Here is a 23,750-nt window from a genome sequence, read left to right on the forward strand (position 1 = left end):
TCAGAGTTCGGTGTGCATTGCCCGGGGGAGGGAATACGCTGGATGATATGACGTCTTCCGCTTCACCGTCCACCCGTGCGATGGCTCGCCCGCTGACGGACGAGGAAGTCGACCGCATCCGCAACGACTTCCCGATCCTCGATCAGCTGGTCAATGGGCATCCGCTCAATTACCTCGACTCGGGCGCTACCTCGCAGAACCCGCTCAGCGTCATGGAGGCCGAGCAGGAGTTCTACGAGCAGCGCAACGCAGCCGTGCACCGCGGGGCCCACACGCTCGCGTTCGGAGCCACCGAGACGTTCGAGGCAGCCCGGGCGACCGTGGCCGCGTTCATCGGGGCGAAGGCCGACGAGATCGTCTGGACGTCGAACGCGACCGAGGGCATCAACCTCGTCGCCTACGCCTTTTCCAACGCGTCGCTCGGCCTCGGCGGCCCCGCGGCGACACGATTCTCACTCGGCGCCGGCGACGAGATCGTCGTCACCGAGATGGAGCACCACGCCAACCTGATTCCGTGGCAGCAGCTCGCGTTGCGTACCGGCGCGACCCTGCGGTTCATCCCGGTTCTAGATGACGGCACGCTCGACCTGGCCGCGGCGGCGGGAGTCATCGGAGCCCGCACCCGCCTGCTCGCGCTCACGCACGCCTCCAATGTGGTGGGCACGATCAACCCGGTCGCCGAGCTCGTAGCTCTGGCCCGCTCGGTGGGCGCGCTGGTGCTGCTGGACGCCTGCCAGTCGGTGCCGCATCTGCCTGTGGATGTCGCCGCCCTCGACGTGGACTTCGCCGTCTTCTCCGGGCACAAGATGCTCGGCCCGACCGGCATCGGTGTGCTCTACGGCAAGGCCGAGCTGCTCGCAGCCTTGCCGCCGTTCCTCACCGGCGGATCCATGATCACCACCGTGGACATGCACACCGCCGAGTTCCTCGCCCCGCCGCAGCGGTTCGAGGCCGGTACCCAGCGCATCTCCCAGGCGATCGCCCTGGCCGCCGCGGTGGAGTACCTGACCGAGACCGGGATGGAACGCATCGCCGCGCGCGAGGCCGAACTGGGGCAGCGCCTCGTGGCTGGGCTCGTCGGCATCCCCGGGGTGCGTCTGCTCGGGCCGCCGGCCGGAGTCGACCGCATTGGTCTGGCCAGTTTCGACCTGGCCGGGGTGCACGCCCACGATGTCGGTCAGTACCTCGACGAGGCCGGTATCGCGGTGCGCGTCGGGCACCATTGCGCCCAGCCGCTGCACCGCCGGCTCGGCGTGACCGCGTCGACGCGGGCGAGCACCTACCTGTACACGACCACCGACGAGGTGGACCGGTTCCTGGCGACCCTGGCCGAGGTTGCCCCGTTCTTCGGAGTGAAGTCATGACCCAAAGTGCCATGCAGCAGCTCTACCAGCAGATCATCCTCGACCACGCCAAGTCCCGGAACGGTGCCTCGGCGGAGGGGCTGCCACCGCTCGAGGTAGCCGGGACTGCTGCCGGTGCTTCTCGTGGCGCTGCTTCTCCTGCCGGTGCGGGTTCCGGGTCGCGCGTGACGGAGTCGCACCAGGTGAACACGACCTGCGGGGACGAGGTGACCGTGCGCATCGGCCTGCGTGCCGGTGAATCCGGCGGCTCGCCCGCGTCGGCCGGCGAGCCTGCCGACGATGTCGTGATCGAGGAGTTCGCCTGGGCCGGCGACGGATGCTCGATTTCGATGGCCTCGGCATCCGTGCTGCACGACATCGTGCGGGGCGAGAACGTCGCCACCGCGCGGGCCGTGCTGAATACCTTCCGCGAGATGCTGCGCTCGCGCGGCACGATCGAGCCCGACGAGGAGGTGCTCGGTGACGCTGCCGCCTTCGCCGGCGTCTCCCGCTACCCGGCCCGCGTCAAGTGCGCGATGCTGCCGTGGGTGGCGTTCGAGGCGGCTCTGCTCGCGGGGTAGGGCTCGTGTAGGGCTTGTGTAGGGCTTGTGTAGGTCTGCGCAGGGATCGCGCAGGCTCGGAGGCTAGGGTGGTCGGAGGCCGCGCGACGCGGCTCCGGACGACGGTTCAGTACCCGGCACGCGACAAGACTGGCCACGGGAGCTGTTGTCATGTCGTGGATCATCCTTATTGTGTCCGGGGTTCTGGAAGCCGTTTGGGCCACGGCGCTCGGTAAGTCGGACGGGTTCACCCGACTGTGGCCATCCGTCGTGTTCGCGGTGGCACTCGTGCTCAGCATGGGCGGGCTGGCCTTTGCCATGCGGGACATCTCGACCGGGACCGCGTATGCCGTCTGGGTCGGGATCGGCGCGGCGCTCACCGTGCTCTACGCCATGGTCTTCGGCGCCGAGCCGGCCTCCCTGCTGAAGATTGTGCTCATCCTCGGCTTGGTGGGGTGCGTCGTCGGGTTGAAATTCGTCGACGCCGCGCACTGAGTCGGTCGCTGAGCGCGTCCGACGCTGCGAGCATCAGGGCATCAAAACGGTGGAACATCAGAACGGTGGCGGCTCGCCCGCTTCGGGTGGCCGAGACCTCGCGTCAGATGAAGGCCTCGGCGGCGGCCCCGGATGCGGCTCCGGCTTCGGTCGACGCTCCGGCGCACGGATGATCGTGGCCGGCTCACTGATGAACGTGCGCCCGGTCGGCGATGTCCACTTCAGCGTGCCGTCCGGCAGGTGCATGTAGGTCCACCGGGTCTCTGACTTCAGCGCATGGTCGGCCGGACACAGATGCGCCAGGTTGTCGTGCTCCGTCAGCCCGTCGAACTGCCAGTCGAGGGTGTGGTCGATGTCGCACTGTGTCGCCGCCCGGCGGCAGCCCGGCCACCGGCAGGTTTCGTCTCGCACCCGGAGGTACCGTCGCAGTTCCTTCGGCACCTTGTAGCGGGTGCGCCCGACCGAGAGCACCACTCCCGTCTCCGGGTGGATCAGGACTCGGATGAAGCCGGGTGCCCGAGCCGCGATCTCGCGTGCGGTGTCGGGGTCGATCGGTCCGTATCCCTCGAGGTGCCCGGGTTCCTCGGAGTGGCCGAGGAGCGTCATCACCGGGACGGTCACGTGCACCGAGCCCCGGATTCCCTTGCCCACCCCGGAGGCGGTGACCCCGTCGAGGATGAGGTCTTCGAAGACGTCCGCCCGCAGCTGCGTCAACGCGCGGGTCTCGTTCGGGCCCCGCAGGCTCATCCCCATCACGGTGAGGCGGTCGTACCCGGCCTTCACCTTCTCCGCCGAGTCGAACCAGTACAGCGACGCCATCCCGTCGGGCTCCGGCTCGAAGACCACCTTGCGGTCGGCCACCGATTTCTGGTGCCGGGCTGTGATCGACTCCGGGTGCTGCCGTTCCCGCATGACGCGTGCCTTGTACTTCAGGTTGGCCACGGTCAGGTGCGGAGCGGATTTCAACAGCGCCTCTTCGAACCCGGCCAGTGCCTCGGCGGGGAGTGACCAGGCCTGGTTCATGATCGCCTGCGCGTGCCGGTACGTGATCGACCCGTCCTGCAGCGCGGCCCGGGTGGCGGGCAGCTCATTCATCAGGGTCTGGCTTTCGGCGATCAGGGTCTCGGTCGAGCGCACCGGCAGCCGCAGGGTGCACGCCAGCTCGGTGACGAACTCCCGTTTGGCGACCATGGCGGCATCCCACCGGGCACGAGGCACCCCGGCCGTGACCCCGGATATGGCCGGAGGACCTTCCCGAGCCTTGTCTTTGGCTGCCTGGACCGCGTCCAGGGCCAGTACCTCGGCGAACCGGCGGGCCTGATCGACCTGCTCGGCCAGGCGGGCGTCGACCCGGGCGGACTCCGCCTGCGTCTCCCGGATCGCATCGAAGTGACGACCCAGGCGTTCTAGCTGCTCACGGTAGGAGGGCTTCATGAGTCACACGTTACGGGCGGCCACTGACATTCGTGGGGCCAGATCGGCACCCGTCAGTACCCTGTGGATAACTTGATCACACCCGTATTGTGGAGGAGTAGAGCAATGCGCCCAGGGCCCGCTGCGGGCATCCGCTACTGGGCCGGCGGCACGCATCCGTTGTCACGTAAACGCGGAGATTTCTGGCAAAAAACCGGTTGTGGTCGCCGGTTGCCCGGCGTGTCGCGAGAATCTCCGAGGTCAGCGAATTCGACCGCGACGGATGCCCCGGTGAACCTCTGGAGGTCGACGCACCGGGTCTCGACAAGCTCGACCACCGGGCCGACCACCGGGGCTGGCCATCGGAAACGGCTCTTCACTCGGGCGGGCCTTCGGCGTATGTTTGAGGTGGAAAAAGCGAAAAGTCAACGCCCGCCGGGGTGGTCAACCTACCCCTGCTGGGCGAGGAGTTCCGGCCACGATTCGCGCTCACCGCTTCACCGACAGTCGGCTCTCCGCCTCGGAAGCACGCCCTGATCGACATCCAGTGCGGCGCGGGATGCCCGATACGCGGCGGCTTCAACGTCTACCCCTCCACACGCGCCACGAATCACCTGCACCACCAAGGAGGCGTTTCACAATGATGAAAGAACTGCACACCGTGTTACCGGCGGCGGACCTCAAACGAGCCCAGTCGTTCTACCACGACGCGCTTGTCCTCGACCCCGACGAAACCAACGAGGGAGTCCTCGTGTATCACGTCGGGTCGGGATCGGTCTTCGAGATCTACGAGACCAGTAATGCCGGCACGGCCCAGAACGCCCAGATGGGCTGGATCACGGATGACCTCGACACCGAGATGAGCACGCTCCGCGAACGCGGAGTCGTCTTCGAGGAATTCGACATCCCCGGCATGAAGACGGTGAACGGGGTCGTCACGGCCGAAGACATAAAATCGGTCTGGTTCCGCGACACCGAAGGCAACTTCATCTGCATCTCGCAGACGATCTAGCCACCCCAGTCACCCCACTCACCGATCCCGGGCGGCGCGGAGGCGCCGCCCGGTCCCTCGCTTGGCCGTCATGCTCGGCGCGTGCTCGGCGCGTGCCCGGTGCGTGCTCGGCGCGTACTCAGTGCGCGCCCAGCCGGTGTGCCAACTCGCGAAGCACCACGGCCAGGCGGTCGCCGAAACCCTGCGGGACCTGCTGCGGCAGGGCATCCGTCGGCCACCAGGCGACGTCTTCGCTCTCGTGGCTCGTCACGGGCATCGCATCGGCCCGTGCGACAGCCGCGAAACCGATGTCCCAGTGCGTGGTGCAGCGCCCGAACCGCGAACTGAGCGCGTGCCGGTGCACGTCGACCGGCAACGGGTCGCCGGTCCCGGCGACGAGTCGGCCGTCGAGAGGAGTGAGTTCGGCGATGCCGCCCTCTTCGCGGGCCTCGCGCAGGGCGGCGGCGACCACGGAGAGGTCGGATGCCTCGATGTGCCCGCCGAGTTGCACCCAGAACCGGCCCTTTTTATGGAAGCAGAGCAGCACGCGACCCAGGTCCGGAGTGAAGACGAAGCAACTCGCGGTCAGATGCTCGGCGCCGCCGTCGCGGTCGAGCGCAGAACCGCGGCCCGCCCGCACGAAGTCGATATATTCGCTTCGCAACCGGGCCTGGGCCGGGTCGACCGGCATCCAGCCGGCCAGGAGCGTCTCAACGTCGAGTGCTGCGGGGAGGTGGTCTGCGCCGGAATGCAGATCGATGCCCTGGGTCATATCCGAAGGCTATCCGCCGGGCGACACCCAGCGGTGCAGCCACTCGGTCGTCAAGCCGGCAGGGTGAGCCGTCCGCTCAGGCCGAGTGGGCGCCCAGCTCGGCGCGGAGCGGCCAGTCCTGGCCATCGAGGATGATCTGCGCCGAGCGACCGGTGGCGGCATTGACGACGATCGGCGCCATCAGGTTCACGGTCGTTCCGTCCTCGCCGGGGTTCGTCACCACGAGCAGCAGCGCGTCATCCGGCCCGGTCAGGTCGAGCGATGCCGCGTGCTCGTCGCTGATCACGGGGGAGTAGTCGGGCAAGTAGACGGATGCGTCGAGCACGAACAGACGGGTTCGCTGGTCCTCTGCGGACTGCAGCGAGAACAGGCCGTCGGCGCCGGGAATCTCGGTCAGGCTGAACTCGGTCAGCGGGTCCAGCCCGGGCGGCGGGGACACGAAGCTCAGGGCGGCGGTCACGGTGCCGGCGGTCGAAACGGCGCTCATCGGAGGAAGTCCATCAGCGTCGGCTGGAGCACCCGGGCGGTGACCGACAGGGCCGCCTGGTAGGTGACCTCCTGCAGTTTCAGGTCGAGGATGGCCTGGCCGAGGTCGACATCCTCGATTCCGGCCCGCTGGGCCTCGAGATTTCCCTTGTGCTGCACGAGTGCTTCCCCGGCTTTCTGGATCTGGGCCTGACGCACACCGACATCGGTCTGCGCCGTGAGCACGGTCTTCATTGCCAAGTCTATGGCTGTGAGGTGGGCACCCACGTTCGTGCCGGTGCGCAAGTCGTCGGCGATGGTGCCGATCAGAGCAAAAATCGAATTCGTAGCCGTGCCGAAGATGGCGGCGCCGTCGGCGTCGACCCTCACGGTGGTGTCCGCGCCGATGCGGCGGTCGACGCTTGCGGTCGCGGTGCCCGTGAAGGTGAAGTCGGGGTCGTCCCGGAAGGCGAGCCCGGCATCCGAATTTCCGGCGAAGACGCTGCGGCCCAGGTAGTCGGCGTTCGCCTGCGCGAGCAGGTTCTGGGTGAGGCCGTCGAGGCGGGCCGCGATGGCCTCCTTCGCGGCGGGGGAGAGAGCACCGTCGTTGGCACCCTGCACGGTCAGGTCGCGCACCTGGTTCAGCAGGTTCGTGGCCTCGGCCAGTGCCATGCTGGCGGTGGTGAGCCAGCCGTCGCCGTTGTCGGCGTTGCGGGCGTACTGCGTGACCGCGCGCTGCTCGGCGCGCACGGTGAGGGAATCGGCTGCCCGAGCGGGGTCGTCGGAGGGGCGGGCGATGGCCTTGAGCGTGGTGGCCTGCTCCTGCAACTGCGCCATCCGGGCGAGGTTGGCCTGCAGATTGGTCTGTGCGGAGCGCATCTGGGTCTGGGAGGTGACGCGGGCGATCATGGGTTACCTTCCCACCAGTCCGGTGCGATTGATCAGGGTGTCGAGCATTTCGTCCACGGCGGTCAGCACCCGGGCGGCGCCCTGGTACGCGTGCTGGAACATAAGCAGGTTGACGTTCTCCTCGTCGAGATCGACGGAGGAGTTCGAGAGCTGAGCGCCCACCGCGGCGGTCGAGGTGAGGTCGGCGAGGGATGCCTGGCGCAGCGCGTTCTTCGTGGTCACGGCCAGCGAGGTGACAATGTTCGACCAGTCGGTGCTGGGGGACCGCACCGGGTTTCCCGCGGCGTCCACGACCGTGCCGGCGCCGAGCTGGGCGATCCTGTCGGCGATGGAGCCGTCGAGGGCGCCGTTCGCGGTGAGCCCGGTTGAGAGCTCGGCGGCGTTCGTCGGCAGGACGGACAGGCCGAGCGCGGCCGGTCCCGTGCCCGCCGAGCCGAAGAAGGGGCCGGGGCGGGTCGAGTTGTCGCCGGTGGAATAGATCGCGTTGACCTTCGCGGCCAGGCCCGTGGCGAAGGAGTTGTACGCCGCGGCGGCTTCGGCGAGGGCGCCGCCGGTGCCGGCGGCATCCGTTTTCGTGAGCAGGGAGAGCGCGCCGGCGAGCTCGCCGCCGTCGACGGGGATCGCGCCGGTGCGGTCGGCCCACTCCACGCGCACGGGCCCGGCGGTGCCGACCGGGTCGGTGAGGCCGTTCGGACCGTCGAGGGTGCGGGCACCGAGCGCAACGAGTGGGCGGGCGGTGTCGCCGGTGACCAGCGCGTTGCCGCCCACGAGCACGTCGACGGTGCCGTCGGGGCGGTTGACGACGGTGCCGCCGGTGAGGGCGGCCAGGGTCGTGGTGAGACCGCTGCGCTGGTCGATCAGCTCGTTGGCGTTTCCGCCGCCAGCAATCGACTGACGGATGCGCGCGTTCAGCTCGGCCACCTGGGCGGCCGCGCCGTTGATCTCGGCGACCATGGTGTCCACGCTTCCGCGTTCCGACGACCACTTTGCGGCGACCGCCTGGTACCCCTGCCTGATCTGGGTGGTGACGGCGCCGGCCTGGGCCAGCAGCACCCCTGCGGGCGCGGTCTCACCGGCGGCGTTGGCCACGTCGTGCCAGCCGGCCCAGAACTCCTGCAGCTGGGCGGAGAGCCCGTTCTCGCCGGGCTCCTTCAGCGAGGCCTCGACGGCGCTCAGCGCGTTCGCCCGCACCGCGGAGTAGCCGGCGACCGCGGCGGTGCCGCGCACCTGGGCGTCCAGCGACGCGCTGCCGAGGCGGGCGATTCCGTCGACGCTGACACCCTGGCCGGGGCGCACCCCGGAATTCATCAGGCCCGTACGGGTCGACGCGTCTACCGCGGAGGTCGTCACCCGCTGCCGGGTGTACCCCTCCGTGTTCGCGTTGGCGATGTTCTGGCCCACGACGTCGAGACCCTGCCGGGCGGCGACCAGGCCGGTGTAGGCGGTGTTGAGTCCTCCGAAGGTGCTCATCGCGGCACCCTCACAGAATCTGGTCGAAAAGTCGGGAGCCGGTGGGGCGCGCACCGGCGGCCCCGGTGGCGTCATACGTCTGAGTGTTCGCGCGCACGTCGGCCAGGGTCTCCTGGCTGGAGCGGACGGCGGAGCGCAGCAGCTGCTCGTTGGCGTCGCGCAGTTCCTTGATCTGGGTGGTCAGTTCACCCATCGCCTTGAGGTGCGCGGCCATGATCTCGGACCACGGGCCGGCGGGGGCGTGAGCCACGAGCTCGCGCAGGGTGGCGTCTTCGGCCGTTCCCCAATCGAGGGCGACGGCGGCAACCTCGACCGAGCGGGCGAGGCCGGCATCCCGAACGTGGCCGAGCACCTGCTCCACCTCACGGGTGCCCTGCTGCAGCCAGCGGGTCTTGCCGTTGGTCAGCAGCAGCTGTTCCTCGTCGAGTTTGAAGACGAGCAGTTCGAGGAGCTCCCGCTCGCGCCACAGCAACGCTGATAGTTCATTGGCGCCCACGTCTCCTCCAACTGCCTGTCGTCTGGTGCGGCCGGTCCGCGCAAAATCGCGCAGGTCAACGGCTTGTTACTACGACTATCGGCAGGTGGCGGCCCCCGGTTAGCCACGGTGTGGATTCAGACTGCCAGCCGAGACTGAAGGTGTCCACTAAAGGAAGGACACGATTCCGGCAGACACCGGATGCCTGGCCCCCGTTGCGGGGTGATCCGCCCCGATGTGGGGGTGCCTGGCCCCGTTGTGGGGGCACCGTTGCGCATTCGGCCACCGACCGCGCCTTTACGTTTTAATCATGGCCGCGAAGTTCTGTGGCCTGGGCCCCGAACCCCTGCGTCACATCCCCGCTTTCTCGCAACGTCCCCGTGCCTACCCGGCCACTCGTTCGACCAGGCCCTTGCCTGATCGATCGGGACAATTCAGGTGTCAAGCACTCAGGGAGTTCCGTGTGAATCGTGCAGAACGCAACCAGTTGGTGATCGACAACCTCCCGCTCGTCGGCTACCTCGTTTCCGAAACCTGGGCCAAGGCCCGGCACCTCTCCCGCGACGACCTGGCCTCGGCCGGAGCTCTCGCCCTGATCACCTCGGCGGATGCCTTCAACGCCGACCTCGGCGTTCCGTTCGGAGCGTTCGCACGGCGCCGCATCATCGGCGCCTTCGCCGACGAGATGCGCTCCAACGACTGGGCTACTCGGATGGCCCGCCGCCGCATCAAGGAGACCCGTGCCGTTCAGCAGACGCTGGCCGGCGCCCTCGGCCGCGCGGCATCCGTCGACGAGGTCGCCGCCGCCCTCGGCGTCGACCGGGAGACCGCGATCGCCGGCCTGTCCGACTCCGAGCGCACCGTCTCGACCCTCGATGACGCCACCGCCGAGTTCCTGGTTTCCGGAACCGAACTCCCCGGCGACTCGCTGCTCTCCGCCGAGCGCCTGGCCTACCTGCACGCCGCCATCGCGGCACTGCCGGATAAGATGCGCGTGATCGTGCAGCAGGTCTACTTCGACGACCGCTCGGTCAAGGAGATCGCGGTCGAGCTCGGAATCACCCACTCGGCGGTGTCTCAGCAGCGGGCGGAGGCCATCCGTCTGCTCCGCGACGGCCTGGGCACGCACTACTCCGACGACGCCGAGGTGGAATACGTTCCCGAGTCCCGCATCGCGCCGGCCCGCCGCAGCGCCTACCTCGCCCGCCTCGCCGACCAGGCCATGCTCGGCCTCGCCACCGCGAGCGGGGTGGCGTACGCCGCCGGGTCGACGGATGCTGCCGATCCTGCCGGTTCAGACACCCGGGAAGTTTTTTCGATCAATGGCTAACGCGGTCTCAGCAGAGGCCGATAGCTCACAGTGTCAGGCCATGGATGGCCTGGCGTTCACCACCCAATCACGGAGGATTTCATCATGGGTATGCAGATCAACACCAACCTCGCGGCCAACAACACGTACCGCAACCTGGCCGCCACGCAGAACGACATGTCCAAGTCCCTGGAGAAGCTCTCCAGCGGCCTCCGCATCAACCGCGCAGCGGATGACGCGGCCGGCCTGGCCATCTCCGAGGGCCTCAAGTCGCAGGTCGGTGGCCTCACGGTCGCCAGCCGCAACGCCCAGGACGGCATCTCGGTCATCCAGACCGCTGAGGGCTCCTTGAACGAGGTCACCTCGATCCTGCAGCGCGTTCGTGACCTCGCAGTCCAGGCCGGCAACGACTCGAACAACACCGATTCGCGTACCGCGATCACGACCGAGGTTCTTGCCCTGGGCAAGGAACTTACCCGTATCGGGGCCTCGACCAACTTCAACGGTACGGCCCTGCTCGACGGCGTCAAGGCGTCGCTGACCTTCCAGGTCGGCGCTGGCAGCGTCGCTGCAACCGACCAGATTGTTGTGAATCTCACGAACGTGTCTACTATCGGTGCCGCCATTGAGGTGCTGGGAACTGCAGCGACTGACGGTTTCAAGGACGCAGCAACGGCCCTGTCCACCATCGCCGCACTGGACCTGAACATCAAGGCCGTGTCCACGTCACGCGCCGAGCTTGGCGCGAACCAGAACCGGTTCGAGAGCGTCATCAAGAACCTGGCCGTCTCCAAGGAGAACCTCACCGCTGCCGGCTCGCGCATCCGCGACACCGACATGGCCGAGGAAATGGTCAAGTACACCCGTTCCAGCATCCTCTCGCAGGCCGGTACCGCCATGCTCGCGCAGGCCAACCAGTCCGCTCAGGGCGTGCTGTCGCTGCTCCGCTAACCCTGAGTAGCTGAACCTTTCGGGAAACCGCACGGTGAACTATGGCTGGTGGTGACCTAAGAGATGAACTGGACCTCATCCCTCGGTCGCCGCCAGCCATTCACGTTTACACCCGCACCATCCAGCTTGATCGCAGAAACGTAAGGAGGGGAAGACATGACGAACGCCATCGACGGACTCGTCTCCGGGCTCGACACCACCTCCCTGATCAACTCCCTGATGCAGGTCGAAGCCGTTCCGCAGACGCTGCTGAAGGCCAAGGTCTCCTCGTCGCAGAACCTGATCTCGGCGCTGCAGGGCCTCAACACCAAGATCGCCGGCCTGGCCGATCTGGCCGGCAAGGCCGCGAAGCCGGCCGCACTCGACCTCTATTCGGCCACCAGTACCTCTCCCACCGTCACGACGGCGGTCTCGGCCAACGCCAGCGCCGGGCAACTCGACGTCGTCGTCACCAACCTCGCTCGCAGCCAGATCGGCGTCTCCGCGGCCATGACCGCCTGGCCCGCCGACCCGGCCGTGCTGACCATCGTCTCCGGCGGTGTCACGACCGAGATCTCCGTCAGCTCGACCTCTCTCGACGCCGTCGCCACGGCCATCAACGCCGCCAACACCGGAGTTACCGCCACGAAGGTCGCGTCCGGAGTGGATGCCGGCGGCGTCGCTCAGTACCGGCTCCAGTTCACCGGGAATGACTCCGGTGCGGCCAAGGCCTTCAGTGTCTATCAGGGCACCGCCGCCGAGGTCACGGCGAACAGCGCGCCCGATTTGCTGGCCGCCGCGGGTGCCGCCGTCATCCGCACCGCCCAGGACGCCAGCGTCACCCTGTGGGCCGGTAGTACCGCCGCCCAGACGATCACCTCGGCCACCAACACGTTCGCGAACCTGCTGCCCGGCGTCGCGATCACGGTATCCGCCGTCTCCGTTGACCCCGTCACCATCAAGGTCGCTCGTGACGACGCGCAGATCGGCTCCCTGGCCTCGGGTCTGGTCAGCTCCCTGAACGGCGTCTTCGCGCTGATCTCCACCAAGTCCGCGGTCGTCAACAGCACCAACGCGTCGGGGGCCGCCGTGTTGTCGGCCGGCATCTTCACCAGCGACAGCACCGTGCGCGACGTTAAGCAGCGCATTCTCACGGCCGCCTCGGCACCGATCAACGGGCACTCGCCGTCGGAGTACGGCATCAGCATCACCCGATCCGGCACCATGGAGTTCGACGCGGCCAAGTTTGCCGCGGCCCTCGCCAAGGACCCGGTAACCGTCAAAGCAGCAGTGCAGGAGATCGCGACCCGCGTCGCAGCAGCGGCATCATCGGCCTCGGACAAATACGACGGTCAGATCACCGCGAAGATCACCGGTCAGCAGTCCACGGTCAAGAACTTAGGCGACCGCATCGCCGACTGGGACCGCAGCCTGGCCACCCGCCGGGCGACCCTGCAGAGCACCTACACCGCACTGGAAACCCAGCTCAGCGCCCTGAAAGCACAGTCCTCGTGGCTGAGTGCCCAGGTTGCCGGGCTCCCGACCTCGAGCACAGGATGATGATGGCTGTTATGAGCATGATGGGTGGGGCACAGGCCCGGCGCGCACAGTTGAACCGCGAAGCGGTGCTCTCGGCCACGCCGGTGCGCCTGCTCACGATGCTCTACGACCGGTTGCTGCTCGATCTCGGCCGCGCCGAGATCGCCCAGAATATCGAGGACTGGGCCGTCGCCTCGGAGCACCTCCTGCACGCCCAGGCGATCGTCTCCGAACTGTCGACCTCGCTCAACGTGGAGGCCTGGGAGGGCGGCGAGGGTCTGTTCGCCCTGTACACCTACGTGTCCAACGCGTTGATGAGCGCCAACATCCATCGGGATGTCGCCCGTACCCGGGAGGCCATCGCCCTGCTCGAGCCGCTGCGGCAGACCTGGCACGAAGCGGCCGAGCTGCTGCCGGCCCAGAGCGCGGCGCGTGCGGGCGGGGAGTACGGTCTTGCCTAGGGTTCTGCTCGACACCCACGAATCTGCGAACGACCGCCAGGAGTGGCTGGATGTGCTCGACCAGCTCGAGTCGAGCCTCGGCTCGGGCGCGCGCGACGCCGTGCTGGCCGGCCCGGGGGAGCGCTTCTCTACCGGCGTGCAGTGGCGTGCGCCCGCACACCTGGGCCAGCTGCCCGCCGACCTCGAGACGCGCGCCCGGCGCCTGCTCTCCGGCCAGCTCGAACTGATCAGCGAGATCGAGGATGCCCGGCGCTCCGCCGGCGTGCACCTCGCCGCAGTGCGCACCATCATCTCGGCCCAGCACACCGACCAGGCCGTCTACCTCGACATAGCCGGCTGACTGCCCGCCCACCTCGCGCCCGTTGCCGGCTACCGCCGCTGCGGGCCAACTGTTGCCCGCTCGGACATTTGTTGCCCGTGCGCGGGCAACAGTTGTCCGTTTCGACAACAGTTGCGGGGTTCCGCTCGAAAACGTGAGGAAAGAAGTTCCGCGACAACTCCTTACGCGCCTCGGCCACCGGCCGATAGCTAGGAGCGAGCAGGGATTGCTCGACCACAGGCCACGGATCGGCCGCCCTCGTTTTGCCGACGAATCGGGTATCCGTGTTTGAATCCGTGACCATGACGGCGCTCTCCAGCGCGCTGGACGGGCTGGCCCTGCGCCAGCGCACCATCGCGAACAACATCGCGAACGTGAACACGCCGAACTACCACGCCAAGCGTGTGGCGTTCGAGGATGCCCTGGCGCAGTCTGTGCAGGCCGGCAGCGGCAGCACTGTCGCCACCACCGCCAGTTCCCTCGAGCCCACCCGCCTCGACGGCAACAACGTCAACCTCGACACCGAGACCCTCTCCAACATCGACACCGTGCTGCGGTACCAGTTCGCGGCGCAGGCCGTCAACGGGCCGTTCACGGCCATGCGCTCCGCGATGCGAACCAGCTGATGACCCTCGACGCCATCGGGATTGCCGGCAGCGGCCTCACCCTGCACCGCAAATGGCTCGACGCCGTCGCGGACAACATCGCCAACGCCAACACGGTCACCGCCACCGACGGTGACGCCTTCCAGGCGCGCTACATCGTCGCCCAGGCCGGCCAAGGCACCACCGGAGCCTATGCGGCCGGGACGGCACTCGGCGACGCCGAGGGAATTCTGACCTTCGACCCGAGCAACCCACTCGCCGACGAGGCCGGCTACGTGCGCCGCCCGGACGTCGACATGGCCGAGCAGATGGGCGCGCTGATCATGGCGCAGCGCGGCTACCAGGCCAACGCCGCCGTCGTCGACCGTGCCAAGACGACCTACGAAGCCGCACTCCAGATTGGACGCTCCTGATGACCATCGGTTCGATCAACCCGATCCAGTCCGTGACCGGCACGGGATACCTCTCCGGCGTGCAGGGCCTGCAGGGTGTGCAGGGAACCCCGGGGAGCCAGGGCGCCGACGGTTCGGCCTTCGGCAGCGCCCTGGTCGGCGCCGTCGACAATCTGCAGCAGCTGCAGGCCACCTCCAACACCCTCACGGTGCAGGCCATAACCGGAAACCTGACCGACATCCACTCGGCCACCCTGGCCTCGACTCGCGCCCAGGTCACCCTCGAACTCGTGGCCGCCGTGCGCAATAAGGGTGTCGACGCGTTCAACGAGATCATGAGGATGCAGGCCTGATGCCGCGCCCGATCACGTCGGCCTTCGCACGCCTCGGCCAGAGCATCCGGTCCTTCTCCGTCGCCCAGCGCACGGTCGCCATCATCGGCGTCGCCGTGCTTGCCCTGGGCATCGCCGCCCTGAGCATGTGGGCCACCAAGCCGGCCTTCACGCCCCTGTTCTCCGGGCTGAGCGGTTCCGACGCGAATACCATCGTCGAGCAGCTTCGCACCGACGGCGTCGCCTACGAGCTCAGCGACGGTGGCGCGACGATCCTGGTGCCGCAGCAGAACGTCTACGACGAGCGCCTCAAGGCCGCCGCAGCCGGCCTGCCGTCCTCCAGCACGGGCGGCTACGGGCTGCTCGACACCATGGGTGTCACTTCCAGCGAGTTCCAGCAGTCGGTCACCTACAAGCGGGCGCTCGAGGGCGAACTCGCCAACACCGTCAAGGCCATGAAGGGCGTCAAGAACGCCTCGGTGCGCCTGGCGATCCCCGAAGAGACCGTGTTCGCGTCGGAGCAGAGCGACCCCACGGCATCCGTCTTCGTGGAGACGGCCACCGGCAGCACCCTGAACGCCGACCAGGTGCAGTCCATCGTGCACCTCACCTCGGCCTCCATCGCCGGGATGGCACCCACCGACGTGGCCGTCATCGACTCCACGGGTGTCGTGCTCTCGGCGGTCGGCGTGGGAGCGACCGGATCCGCCGACCAGCAGGCCGGCGCCTACGAGGACCGCGTGCGGGGGGCCGTGCAGGCCATGCTGGACAAGGTCGTCGGGCCCGGCAACGCCACCGTCGTCGTGGCCGCCGACATGAGCTACCAGTCGGCCCAGCGGGTCGAGGAATCGTTCACCACCCCGACGGATGCCCCGGCCCTCAACGAGGCCGTCAAAACCGAGTCGTACACGGGCTCCGGCGGCTCCGCGGCCGGCGTCCTCGGCCCGGACAACATCGCCGTCCCGGCGGGCACCGAGGGCGATGGAACCTTCACCTCCGAGGACACCACCAAGAACAACGCGGTCAACAAGGTCACCGAGACCCGCACCATCCCGGCCGGGGAGATCAACCGGCAGACGGTCTCGGTGGCCGTGAACGCCGACGTCGTGGGTCAGCTCAACGTCGCCGACGTCACCTCGCTGGTGGCCTCGGCCGCGGGCATCGACGTGCAGCGCGGCGACGCGGTCACCGTGGAGGTAGTCAGCTTCAACGGCGGCGCGGCAGAGGATGCCGCCGCGGCCCTCGCGGCGACCGAAGCGGCGGCCGCCGCCGACCGGTTCGCAGAGGTCATGCGCATCGCCATCATCACCGCGGGGATTGTCATCACTTTCGTGCTGGGGCTCATCCTCTACGCGCGTCGTTCGCGCCGCCAGAGCCGCGAGTCCATCGAGCTTGACGAAATGATGGAGGTCCGGCCCGCACTGTCCGTGCCGGAGGTGCCGTTCCCGCTGAGCGCCCCGATCGCGCCGATCATGATCGACCCCACCCCGACCGTGGCCTACCTGCCGCCGGCCTCCGACCGGATGCGGGTGGAGATCGACGCACTCGCTCAGCGTGACCCCGCGAAGACCGCGGAATACCTCCGCGGCCTGATGGATGACCGGCAGCCCGCATGATCGACGCCCAGCCGGCCCTGACCGGCACGCAGAAGGTCGCCGTGGTGCTGATGAGCATGGAGCACCAGCGCGCCACCGAAGTGATGAAGCAGTTCACCGAGGCCGAGGCGGCCGATATCGCCGCGGAGATGGTGCAGTTGCGCCGGGTCGACCCGGAGGTGACCGAAACCACCGTTCTGGAGTTCCACGAACTCACGGTCAAGGGTGCCCATACCCGGCGCGGCGGTCACGCCTACGCGATCGGCCTGCTTGAGGCATCCTTCGGCGCGGAACGAGCGGCCGGCGTCATGGTCAAGGTGGCCTCGTCGATGGCCGGCAAGGCCTTCGAGTTTCTCGACGCCGCCGAGCCGTTGCAGATCCTCACCCTGCTTGACGGCGAATTGCCCCAGACCATCGCGCTCGTGCTCGCGCACCTGCGCCCCGGTCACGCCTCCGCCGTGCTCGGCGGCCTCGACGCCGACCTGCGCGCGGAGGTGGCGCAGTGCATCGCCGGCATGGGTACGGCCACCCCCGAGGCCGTGCGCGTGGTCACCGAGACCCTCAAGGCCCGGGTCGGCGCCGTCGCCTCCTCCCGCGACTCGGTGGAGATCGTCGGCGGCATCCAGCCGCTCGTCGAGATCATCAACCGGGCCGATGTGGCCACCGAACGCGCCCTTCTCGAAGCCCTCGATGCGCGCGATCCGGCCCTGGCCGAAGAGGTCCGGTCACGGATGCTGACCTTCGCCGACATCGTCAAGCTCGAAAACCGAGACGTACAGCAGGTGCTCCGCGGCATCGACGCGGGCATCCTCGCCATCGCCATGAAGGGCTCCGCGGACGCTGTGGTCTCGATCATTCGCACCAACCTGTCCGAGCGCAACCGGGAGATCCTCGACGACGAGGTCAAAGCCATGGCGCCCGTGCGGGTGTCGCAGGTCGAGGAAGCGCGCGCCACGATCGTGCGGGCCATCCGCGACCTCGAGGCGCAGGGGAGCATCACCGTGCAACGTGCCGAGGAGGACGACTATGTTGTTTGACGCAGCGACCGCCCGGTCGAACTTCTCCGCCGTGACCTTCCCCAGCCTGCAGGGCGAGCGGGGCGCAGGCGGCGACGCCTCCCGGGCCCGGGGGCACGCCGCCGGCTACACCGCGGGACTCCGGGCGGCCGCCGCCGAGGTGGATGCCCGGATCGCGCGGCTCGACGCCGAGCAGGCCGCCGCCGGTGCCATCGGCCAGGCGCGGATCGACCGGGCGGTCGCGCTGCTGGGTGCCGCCGCCGCCGCGCTGCACGAGCGAACCGTTCCGGTGATCCAGGAGGCGGAGGACACCCTTGTCGCGACCGCGCTGGAGCTGGCCGAAGCGATCCTCGGCTACTCACTCGGCGACGCCGACGCCTCGGCGCGGGCCGCACTGGGCCGCGCCCTCGCGACCGGAGTGACCGGTGCGACCGTCACCACCGGCGCACTCGGTACCGTTCGCCCGCACTCCGTGCGGATGAACCCCGCCGACCTTGCTCTGATCGACCTGATCACCCGCGCGGATGCCGGCGTGGACTTCACGGCGGACGCCGACCTCGCCCGTGGCGACGCGATCGCCGAGTTCCCCGATGGATTCCTTGACGCCCGGATCGGCACCGCGCTTACCCGCGCGAAGGCCGCACTCACCGGAGCCCGGTCGTGACCCTGGCGCAGGCCCCCGCCTGGCGTCCGCGCGCGGGAAAGATCCGCTCCGCCCTCGACGCCGCGCGGCCCCAGCGGGTGGGCGTCGTCTCTTCGATCGTCGGTCTCGGTCTGGAGGTGCGCGGGCTCAATTCCGCGATCGGCGATCTGGTCACGGTCGGCGACGGCGGGGAGATCGACGCCGAGGTGGTCGCCACGACGCAGGGCGGCATCCGGTGCATGCCGCTCGGCCGGATGACCGGTATTCGGATCGGCGCGCCCGTGCGCTCGGACGGAACCCCGCACCTCGTGCCCACCGGCGCCGGCCTGTTCGGGCGCGTCATCGACGGCCTCGGCCGGCCCATCGACGGCAAAGGCCCTCTCTCCGGTGCCCGGTTCGTCGGCCTCGATCACGACAGCCCCTCCGCGATGGCCCGCTCCCGCATCCAGACGCCGCTCCAGTTGGGTGTGCGCGTGCTCGACACCCTCACCACCGTCGGGAAGGGACAGCGGATGGGCCTGTTCGCCGGCTCCGGCGTCGGCAAGTCCTCGCTGCTTTCGATGATCGCCCGCGGCACCGACGCGGAGGTCTCGGTCATCGCCCTGGTGGGGGAGCGCGGCCGCGAGGTGCGCGAATTCCTTGAAGACGACCTCGGACCCGAGGGGCTCGCCCGTTCGATCGTGGTCGTGTCCACCTCCGACGAACCGGCCATGATGCGGCTGCGCGCCGCCTTCCTGGCCACCCGGATCGCCGAGTCGTTCCGTGACGAGGGAGCCGACGTGATGCTGATGATGGATTCACTCACCCGGGTGGCGATGGCCCAGCGCGAGATCGGCCTCTCGGTCGGCGAACCCCCTGCCACCCGCGGTTATCCGCCCTCGACCTTCTCCCTGCTCGCCCGCCTACTCGAGCGGGCCGGCACCGACGAAACCGGGTCGATCACGGGCGTCTACACGGTGCTCGTCGACGGCGACGACCACAATGAACCGATTGCGGATGCCGCCCGCTCGATCCTCGACGGACACGTCGTACTCGACCGCAAACTGGCTGTCCTCGGCCATTTCCCCGCTGTCGACGCGCTCTCCTCGATCTCCCGTGTCGCCTCCCGGGTCAACAGCCCCGAGCAGAACCAGGTCGCCGGCCTGTTGCGCCGGGTGCTCGCCGCACGCCGCACCGCGCAGGACCTGCTCGACGTCGGCGCGTACCGGCGGGGCACGAACCCGCTTGTCGACGCCGCCGTCGACAACGAGGGCGCCATCAACGCGTTCCTCCAGCAGCGCATGGACGACCAGACCTCGGCCCCGCTCGCTTGGGACCAACTCACGACACTTACTCGAACGCTGGGGGCGCTCTGATGAAACGCACTTTCGCTTTGGCCGGGCTCCTCCGGCTACGGCACCTGCAGCAGGACCAGGCCGCCGGCGACCTGGCCCAGGCCAACGCGGTCGTTCAGGCGAACGCGGCTCGCCGGGCCGCGACCAGGGCCACTCTGCGGCACGCGCCGAGTCTGGCCAGCGGGGCTGACACGCTGTCGGCGATCGCCTCCGCCCGCGCCTCGGCGCACAGCATGTTGGCCGACATGGAGGCCCTCGGCCGCAACTACCAGGTTGCCGTCGGCGAGGCGCAGGTCGCCTTCGAAGCGACCCGTGCCGATACGGTGCGGTTGGAGAAGCTCGAGGGCAGGCACGGAGCCTTGGTCGCGGCCAACGACCTGCACCGCGAACAGACCATCCTCGACGAGATTGCGTCGACCGGCTGGCACCGCAACCGGGGCGCGGGCGGTGACCCGCGATGACCATGATCGCGGCGATGAGCCGGGTCAGCGAGATCCAGGCGACACTCGTTCAGCTCTCGGCCGGGGCGAACGCCCAGAAGGCGCAGGCCACTGCCGCAGCCGGCAGCGCCACCGCCGGGGCGGGCGCGAGCACCTCGGCGAACACCTTCGCCGACGCCCTCGCGTCGGCGTCGGGCGCCGCCGCGGTCGGCCCGGCCGCACCGAACCCGGGTGGGGCCACCGGCGCCGACGTGGTCGACGCCGCGAAGAAGTACCTGGGCGTGCCCTACGTCTTCGGCGGTGAAGACGCCAGCGGCATGGACTGTTCCGGGTTGGTGCAAACCGTGTATGCCGAAATGGGCATAGACGTGCCGCGCCTCGTGTCGGGCCAGATGAAGATCGGCACCGAGGTCGGCTCCCTCGCCGAGGCCAAGCCCGGTGACCTGATCGTCACCGGCGGCGGCGAGCACATCCTGATCTACGCCGGCGACAACAAGGTCATCCACGCGCCCTACGAGGGCCGCACGGTCTCACTGGTCGAGGCCTACATGGACGACTCCGAGATCGACACCATCCGCCGTGTGATTCCGGATGCCCCGGCCGCCACCGCGAGCCCGGCGTCCTCGAGCACGGCCTCCGCTTCGTCAGCCGCCGGCAGCCAGCTCAGCGCCGCACTGGCCTCATTCATGAACGGAGCCTCCCGATGAGCGCCACGTCCGTCCGGCTGGCGCCGACGCCCCACACCGCGGCGCAGGCGCTGGCATCCGCGTCCTCATCCGCTGCCGCGTCCTCATCCGCCTCCTCCGCCGCCGCCTCCCCCTCGGCTTCGCGTGGCCCGCTGGGTGCCCGCCCGGGTGCCGGCTCATTCGCGTCCGTGCTGCAGGGCACCCTCGTGGGCCCGCGCACCTCGGCGATCGCGTCTCCGCCGGGTTCCGCGTCAACCTCATCCCGGGCTCCCGAGCCGACCTCGGAGCGCACCGCCGAACCGGCCTCCGGACCGACCACTGATCTGAGGAACGCCCTGACCGGCGCGGCGCCGGCCCCGGAGCACCAGCAGCCGAGCGCCATCCCGACCGCCGCCGGGTTCAGCCTCTCGCCACTGCCGACCGGTGCGAAAGCCACCGGGGCGATAGCCACCGGAGCCGACAGTGCTGCCCTCGCCGACTCCGTCGGGACCGAGGCCGTGACCATCCCGACCGCCGCCGCCGGCACCGCCGAGACTTCCACCATCGCTGCCACCGAATCCGTAGCCGACTCAGACTCCACGGAGACGTCCGCCGCAGACTCCAACACTTTCACCGCAGCGAACGCCGCTGGCGGTACCGCGCTTCCGGCCGGGGCTCTCGCTGCCCCGATGCCGGTGCCACCGGCACCCGCCGCCGTAGCACCCGCCACCGTAGCACCCGCCGCCGTAGCGCCCGTCACCGCCGCGCCCGTCACCGCCGCAGGGCCCGGTGCCACCGCAGGGCCCGTAGCCGGGACGGCATCTTCCGCCGGAGCGACTGTCGCGGGCACGGCGCCCACGGGCCTCACGGCGCCCACCGGCCTCGGCGCGGCCGCAGGGACATCCGTCGCCGGTGACCGCGCGGCCACCGTGAACCTGAAGCAGGCCGAAGCCTCGGCGCCCGCCGCCCTGCTCGTGCCGCTCGGCACCCCGGCCACCGCCCCCCTTGTGCCGCCCGGCGCCCCGGCCTCGGCCCCGGCAGCACCGCCCGCGCCACTGGCCGGCCAGGTGTCCCGACCCCTGTTCACCCTGGTGGGCGCCGCCAACGGCGACCACGTGCTGACCATCAGCGTGAGTCCCGACAATCTGGGCCCGGTCACCGTGCGGGCTCACGTGCGCGGGGAGCACATTCGGGTCGAGCTGTTCGCGCCCACGGACCTGGCCCGAGAGGCGCTTCGGGCCATCCTGCCCGACCTGCGCCGGGACCTGTCGGGCGGCGGGCTGAACGCGCAGCTCACCCTGTCGGCCGACGCCCGCGCCTCGGACCCCTCGGCCTCCCGACAGGGCGGACCCGACGCCCGCCAGGAGTGGCCGGCCGAAGACGACAGGGCGACCCGAGGCGACCGTGCGGCCGGCCCTGCCGCCGACCGTGCCGCCGACCGTGCCGCCGACCTCAGACTGTCTTCCCTGCGCGCCGCCGGCTCACACACCACCATCGACGTTCTCGCCTGACCTGCTGCCACCTCAGACCCCACCGACACAGACCCCACCATCCCAGAAAAGAGACCCTTTGACCATTGACGCAGTGGCAGCAGCCGCCCCGGCCGGGATGTACTCGACCGCCCCCGTGCGCGCCCCGAAACAGACCCTGGATTCCGAGGCGTTCATGTCGTTGCTGGTCACTCAGCTGCGCAACCAGGATCCCAGTTCGCCCATGGACACCAACCAGATGATCTCTCAGACCACGCAGCTGGCCATGATGGAGAAGCTCGCGGCGCTCTCAACGACCGCCGACGAGAACTTCTCCCTGCAGATGCGCGTCGCCGCAGCGGCCCTGGTCGGACAGGACGTCACCTTCACGCGGGCCGACGGCACCGTGGGCACCGGTACCGCCTCGAGCGTCTCCTACGCCGGGGCCGTTCCCCAGGTCACCGTCGACGGGACCCTCGTCGCCCTCGACCTGGTGACCGGCGTCACCTCGGGCGCGAGCGCCGCCGCCGGCACCACTCCCGGCCTCTCCGCCTGACCCACACCTCACATCCGTTCTCGTTCTCGTTTCCCACCGAAAGGCAGCACCCCATGCTTCGCTCCCTGTACTCCGGCATCTCCGGCCTTCGCTCGCACCAGACCATGCTCGACGTCACCGGCAACAACATCGCCAACGTCAACACCACCGCGTTCAAGGCGTCGGCCGTACAGTTCCAGGACACCCTTTCGCAGCTGAAGCAGGGTGCGGGTGGCCCCCAGGAGCAGGTGGGCGGCACGAACCCGGCCCAGGTCGGGCTCGGCGTGCAGGTGGCCGGGATCGCCACGAACTTCTCCCAGGGCTCCGCGCAGTCCACCGGGCGGGCCACCGACATGGCGATCTCCGGCGACGGGTTCTTCGTCACCCAACTGGCCGGCGAGACGCTCTATAGCCGTGCGGGTGCCTTCGACTTTGACGCCGAGGGTCGCCTGGTCTCCCCGGACGGTGCGATCGTGCAGGGCTGGAACGGCGCCAACGGGCAGATCAACGAGGGTGGCCCGGTGGGCAACATCACCCTGCCGCTGCAGGCCATGATCCCGGCGAAGGCAACCGGTGGCGTCACCATGGTCGGAAACCTGCCGGCGGATGCGGCGGCAGGCTCCGCCATCGTGCGCGACGTCAAGGTCTACGACGCGTTGGGTGCCGCCCGTACCCTGTCGGTCACCTTCGCGCGTACGACCACCGGCTGGACCGCGAGCGGCACCGACGCAGTGGGTACCGGCTCCACGGCCTTGACCCTCGACGCAGAAGGTGTGCTCACGGCAACCGGTCCGTTCATCGTGAACGACGTCAAGGTGAATCTGACCGCCCTGACCGGGCAGGCTGGCCTGAGCACGGCCACGATCAGCAGCCAAGACGGTTCCACGGCGGGTTCCCTCCAGTCCTTCACCCTCGGCAAGGACGGAACCCTGGTGGGCCTGTTCAGCAACGGCAGCCAGACAGCCATCGCCCGCATCGCCCTGGCCACCTTCACCAACCCGAGCGGCCTCGAGAAGTCCGGTTCCTCGGCCTACCGCGCCACCTTCAACTCGGGCCAGGCGGCTCTCGGCGCCCCCGGTGACGGCGGCCTCGGCTCGCTCAGCGGCGGCACCCTCGAGATGTCCAACGTCGACCTCTCGCAGGAGTTCACCAACCTGATCGTCGCCCAGCGCGGTTTCCAGGCGAATGCGCGCATCATCACCACCTCCGACGAGGTGCTTCAGGAGCTCACCAACCTGAAGCGGTAGCGCCTACGCCGATAACCGGCGTCGGC

The 23,750-nt window shown here is 69.1% G+C and carries 27 protein-coding genes and 1 riboswitch; of the genes, 21 read left to right on the forward strand and 6 right to left on the reverse strand.

The window, feature by feature from the left end; all coding sequences use genetic code 11:
• Positions 1 to 47: 47 nt before the first annotated feature.
• The 3 genes from E3O28_RS03200 (at position 48) to E3O28_RS03210 (ending at position 2,398) form a co-directional block, all read left to right on the forward strand.
• Positions 48 to 1,364 carry a cysteine desulfurase gene (locus E3O28_RS03200; protein WP_134415169.1) on the forward strand — a complete coding sequence of 439 codons (1,317 nt, stop codon included), beginning with the start codon at positions 48 to 50 and terminating at the stop codon, positions 1,362 to 1,364.
• Positions 1,361 to 1,924 carry a Fe-S cluster assembly sulfur transfer protein SufU gene (gene sufU / locus E3O28_RS03205; protein ID WP_134415170.1) on the forward strand — a complete coding sequence of 188 codons (564 nt, stop codon included), beginning with the start codon at positions 1,361 to 1,363 and terminating at the stop codon, positions 1,922 to 1,924. The genes E3O28_RS03200 and sufU overlap by 4 nt, the downstream gene beginning before the upstream one ends.
• Before the next feature lie 74 nt (positions 1,925 to 1,998).
• Positions 1,999 to 2,062: riboswitch (guanidine-III (ykkC-III) riboswitch) on the forward strand.
• Positions 2,063 to 2,074: 12 nt separating this feature from the next.
• Positions 2,075 to 2,398: a multidrug efflux SMR transporter gene (locus tag E3O28_RS03210; protein ID WP_104099376.1), complete on the forward strand. Its 324-nt coding sequence runs from the start codon at positions 2,075 to 2,077 to the stop codon at positions 2,396 to 2,398.
• 57 nt (positions 2,399 to 2,455) lie between these two features.
• On the opposite strand, the gene E3O28_RS03215 is transcribed toward E3O28_RS03210, so the two are convergent.
• The gene (locus E3O28_RS03215; RefSeq protein WP_134415171.1) at positions 2,456 to 3,832 is read right to left on the reverse strand and encodes an HNH endonuclease signature motif containing protein; all 1,377 of its coding nucleotides are present in this window, start codon (positions 3,830 to 3,832) and stop codon (positions 2,456 to 2,458) included.
• 619 nt (positions 3,833 to 4,451) lie between these two features.
• Between E3O28_RS03215 and E3O28_RS03220 the strand changes: the two genes are divergently transcribed.
• Positions 4,452 to 4,823 (forward strand): VOC family protein, encoded by a 372-nt coding sequence (locus tag E3O28_RS03220; RefSeq protein WP_134415172.1) that lies wholly within the window; start codon positions 4,452 to 4,454, stop codon positions 4,821 to 4,823.
• Between the two features lie 118 nt (positions 4,824 to 4,941).
• Here E3O28_RS03220 and E3O28_RS03225 read toward each other — a convergent pair whose 3' ends face one another.
• The 5 genes from E3O28_RS03225 to E3O28_RS03245 all read right to left on the reverse strand — a co-directional run bounded on the left by E3O28_RS03225 (position 4,942) and on the right by E3O28_RS03245 (position 8,914).
• The gene (locus E3O28_RS03225; protein WP_104099373.1) at positions 4,942 to 5,574 is read right to left on the reverse strand and encodes an NUDIX domain-containing protein; all 633 of its coding nucleotides are present in this window, start codon (positions 5,572 to 5,574) and stop codon (positions 4,942 to 4,944) included.
• A 76-nt stretch (positions 5,575 to 5,650) separates the two neighbouring features.
• The gene (locus E3O28_RS03230; protein WP_134342035.1) at positions 5,651 to 6,061 is read right to left on the reverse strand and encodes a flagellar assembly protein FliW; all 411 of its coding nucleotides are present in this window, start codon (positions 6,059 to 6,061) and stop codon (positions 5,651 to 5,653) included.
• Positions 6,058 to 6,948 carry a flagellar hook-associated protein FlgL gene (gene flgL, locus E3O28_RS03235; RefSeq protein WP_104099371.1) on the reverse strand — a complete coding sequence of 297 codons (891 nt, stop codon included), beginning with the start codon at positions 6,946 to 6,948 and terminating at the stop codon, positions 6,058 to 6,060. Before flgL ends, E3O28_RS03230 begins: the two co-directional genes overlap by 4 nt.
• 3 nt (positions 6,949 to 6,951) lie before the next feature.
• Positions 6,952 to 8,418, reverse strand: coding sequence for a flagellar hook-associated protein FlgK (gene flgK / locus E3O28_RS03240; protein ID WP_134415173.1), 1,467 nt, complete (start codon positions 8,416 to 8,418; stop codon positions 6,952 to 6,954).
• A 10-nt stretch (positions 8,419 to 8,428) separates the two neighbouring features.
• Positions 8,429 to 8,914 carry a flagellar protein FlgN gene (locus E3O28_RS03245; RefSeq protein ID WP_104099369.1) on the reverse strand — a complete coding sequence of 162 codons (486 nt, stop codon included), beginning with the start codon at positions 8,912 to 8,914 and terminating at the stop codon, positions 8,429 to 8,431.
• A gap of 442 nt (positions 8,915 to 9,356) precedes the next feature.
• Between E3O28_RS03245 and E3O28_RS03250 the strand changes: the two genes are divergently transcribed.
• The 17 genes from E3O28_RS03250 to E3O28_RS03330 all read left to right on the forward strand — a co-directional run bounded on the left by E3O28_RS03250 (position 9,357) and on the right by E3O28_RS03330 (position 23,724).
• Positions 9,357 to 10,223 (forward strand): sigma-70 family RNA polymerase sigma factor, encoded by an 867-nt coding sequence (locus E3O28_RS03250; protein ID WP_104099368.1) that lies wholly within the window; start codon positions 9,357 to 9,359, stop codon positions 10,221 to 10,223.
• A gap of 84 nt (positions 10,224 to 10,307) precedes the next feature.
• Positions 10,308 to 11,153 carry a flagellin gene (locus E3O28_RS03255; RefSeq protein WP_194085914.1) on the forward strand — a complete coding sequence of 282 codons (846 nt, stop codon included), beginning with the start codon at positions 10,308 to 10,310 and terminating at the stop codon, positions 11,151 to 11,153.
• Between the two features lie 156 nt (positions 11,154 to 11,309).
• Positions 11,310 to 12,692, forward strand: a complete 1,383-nt coding sequence (gene fliD / locus E3O28_RS03260; RefSeq protein ID WP_134415174.1) for a flagellar filament capping protein FliD — start codon at positions 11,310 to 11,312, stop codon at positions 12,690 to 12,692.
• An 11-nt stretch (positions 12,693 to 12,703) separates the two neighbouring features.
• Entirely contained in the window at positions 12,704 to 13,132 is a 429-nt protein-coding gene (fliS, locus tag E3O28_RS03265; protein ID WP_104171316.1) for a flagellar export chaperone FliS, read from the forward strand.
• Positions 13,125 to 13,472, forward strand: a complete 348-nt coding sequence (locus E3O28_RS03270; protein ID WP_134401499.1) for a hypothetical protein — start codon at positions 13,125 to 13,127, stop codon at positions 13,470 to 13,472. The genes fliS and E3O28_RS03270 overlap by 8 nt, the downstream gene beginning before the upstream one ends.
• 263 nt (positions 13,473 to 13,735) lie before the next feature.
• Entirely contained in the window at positions 13,736 to 14,077 is a 342-nt protein-coding gene (locus E3O28_RS03275) for a flagellar basal body protein (protein WP_104099364.1), read from the forward strand.
• A complete protein-coding gene (locus tag E3O28_RS03280) occupies positions 14,077 to 14,469 on the forward strand; it encodes a flagellar basal body rod C-terminal domain-containing protein (RefSeq protein ID WP_104099363.1) in 393 nt (130 codons plus the stop codon). The genes E3O28_RS03275 and E3O28_RS03280 overlap by 1 nt, the downstream gene beginning before the upstream one ends.
• On the forward strand, positions 14,469 to 14,801 hold the full coding sequence (fliE, locus tag E3O28_RS03285; protein WP_134401500.1) for a flagellar hook-basal body complex protein FliE: 333 nt from the start codon (positions 14,469 to 14,471) through the stop codon (positions 14,799 to 14,801). Before E3O28_RS03280 ends, fliE begins: the two co-directional genes overlap by 1 nt.
• Positions 14,801 to 16,396, forward strand: a complete 1,596-nt coding sequence (gene fliF / locus E3O28_RS03290; protein WP_134415175.1) for a flagellar basal-body MS-ring/collar protein FliF — start codon at positions 14,801 to 14,803, stop codon at positions 16,394 to 16,396. Before fliE ends, fliF begins: the two co-directional genes overlap by 1 nt.
• Positions 16,393 to 17,412 (forward strand): flagellar motor switch protein FliG, encoded by a 1,020-nt coding sequence (gene fliG, locus E3O28_RS03295; RefSeq protein WP_104099360.1) that lies wholly within the window; start codon positions 16,393 to 16,395, stop codon positions 17,410 to 17,412. The genes fliF and fliG overlap by 4 nt, the downstream gene beginning before the upstream one ends.
• Entirely contained in the window at positions 17,402 to 18,055 is a 654-nt protein-coding gene (locus tag E3O28_RS03300) for a hypothetical protein (RefSeq protein ID WP_134415176.1), read from the forward strand. The genes fliG and E3O28_RS03300 overlap by 11 nt, the downstream gene beginning before the upstream one ends.
• Before the next feature lie 2 nt (positions 18,056 to 18,057).
• On the forward strand, positions 18,058 to 19,389 hold the full coding sequence (locus tag E3O28_RS03305; protein WP_134374482.1) for a FliI/YscN family ATPase: 1,332 nt from the start codon (positions 18,058 to 18,060) through the stop codon (positions 19,387 to 19,389).
• A complete protein-coding gene (locus E3O28_RS03310; protein ID WP_104099358.1) occupies positions 19,389 to 19,829 on the forward strand; it encodes a hypothetical protein in 441 nt (146 codons plus the stop codon). Before E3O28_RS03305 ends, E3O28_RS03310 begins: the two co-directional genes overlap by 1 nt.
• Complete coding sequence (locus E3O28_RS03315; protein ID WP_104099357.1) at positions 19,826 to 20,515, forward strand: C40 family peptidase; 690 nt, start codon at positions 19,826 to 19,828, stop codon at positions 20,513 to 20,515. The genes E3O28_RS03310 and E3O28_RS03315 overlap by 4 nt, the downstream gene beginning before the upstream one ends.
• Positions 20,512 to 21,984, forward strand: coding sequence for a flagellar hook-length control protein FliK (locus E3O28_RS03320; RefSeq protein ID WP_134415177.1), 1,473 nt, complete (start codon positions 20,512 to 20,514; stop codon positions 21,982 to 21,984). Before E3O28_RS03315 ends, E3O28_RS03320 begins: the two co-directional genes overlap by 4 nt.
• A gap of 97 nt (positions 21,985 to 22,081) precedes the next feature.
• On the forward strand, positions 22,082 to 22,498 hold the full coding sequence (locus E3O28_RS03325) for a flagellar hook capping FlgD N-terminal domain-containing protein (protein WP_104099149.1): 417 nt from the start codon (positions 22,082 to 22,084) through the stop codon (positions 22,496 to 22,498).
• Between the two features lie 53 nt (positions 22,499 to 22,551).
• Positions 22,552 to 23,724 (forward strand): flagellar hook protein FlgE, encoded by a 1,173-nt coding sequence (locus E3O28_RS03330; RefSeq protein ID WP_104099148.1) that lies wholly within the window; start codon positions 22,552 to 22,554, stop codon positions 23,722 to 23,724.
• The last annotated feature ends 26 nt before the right edge of the window (positions 23,725 to 23,750 follow it).

Source organism: Cryobacterium sp. TMT2-14 (genome assembly GCF_004402465.1).
GTDB classification, from domain to species: Bacteria; Actinomycetota; Actinomycetes; order Actinomycetales; family Microbacteriaceae; genus Cryobacterium; species Cryobacterium sandaracinum.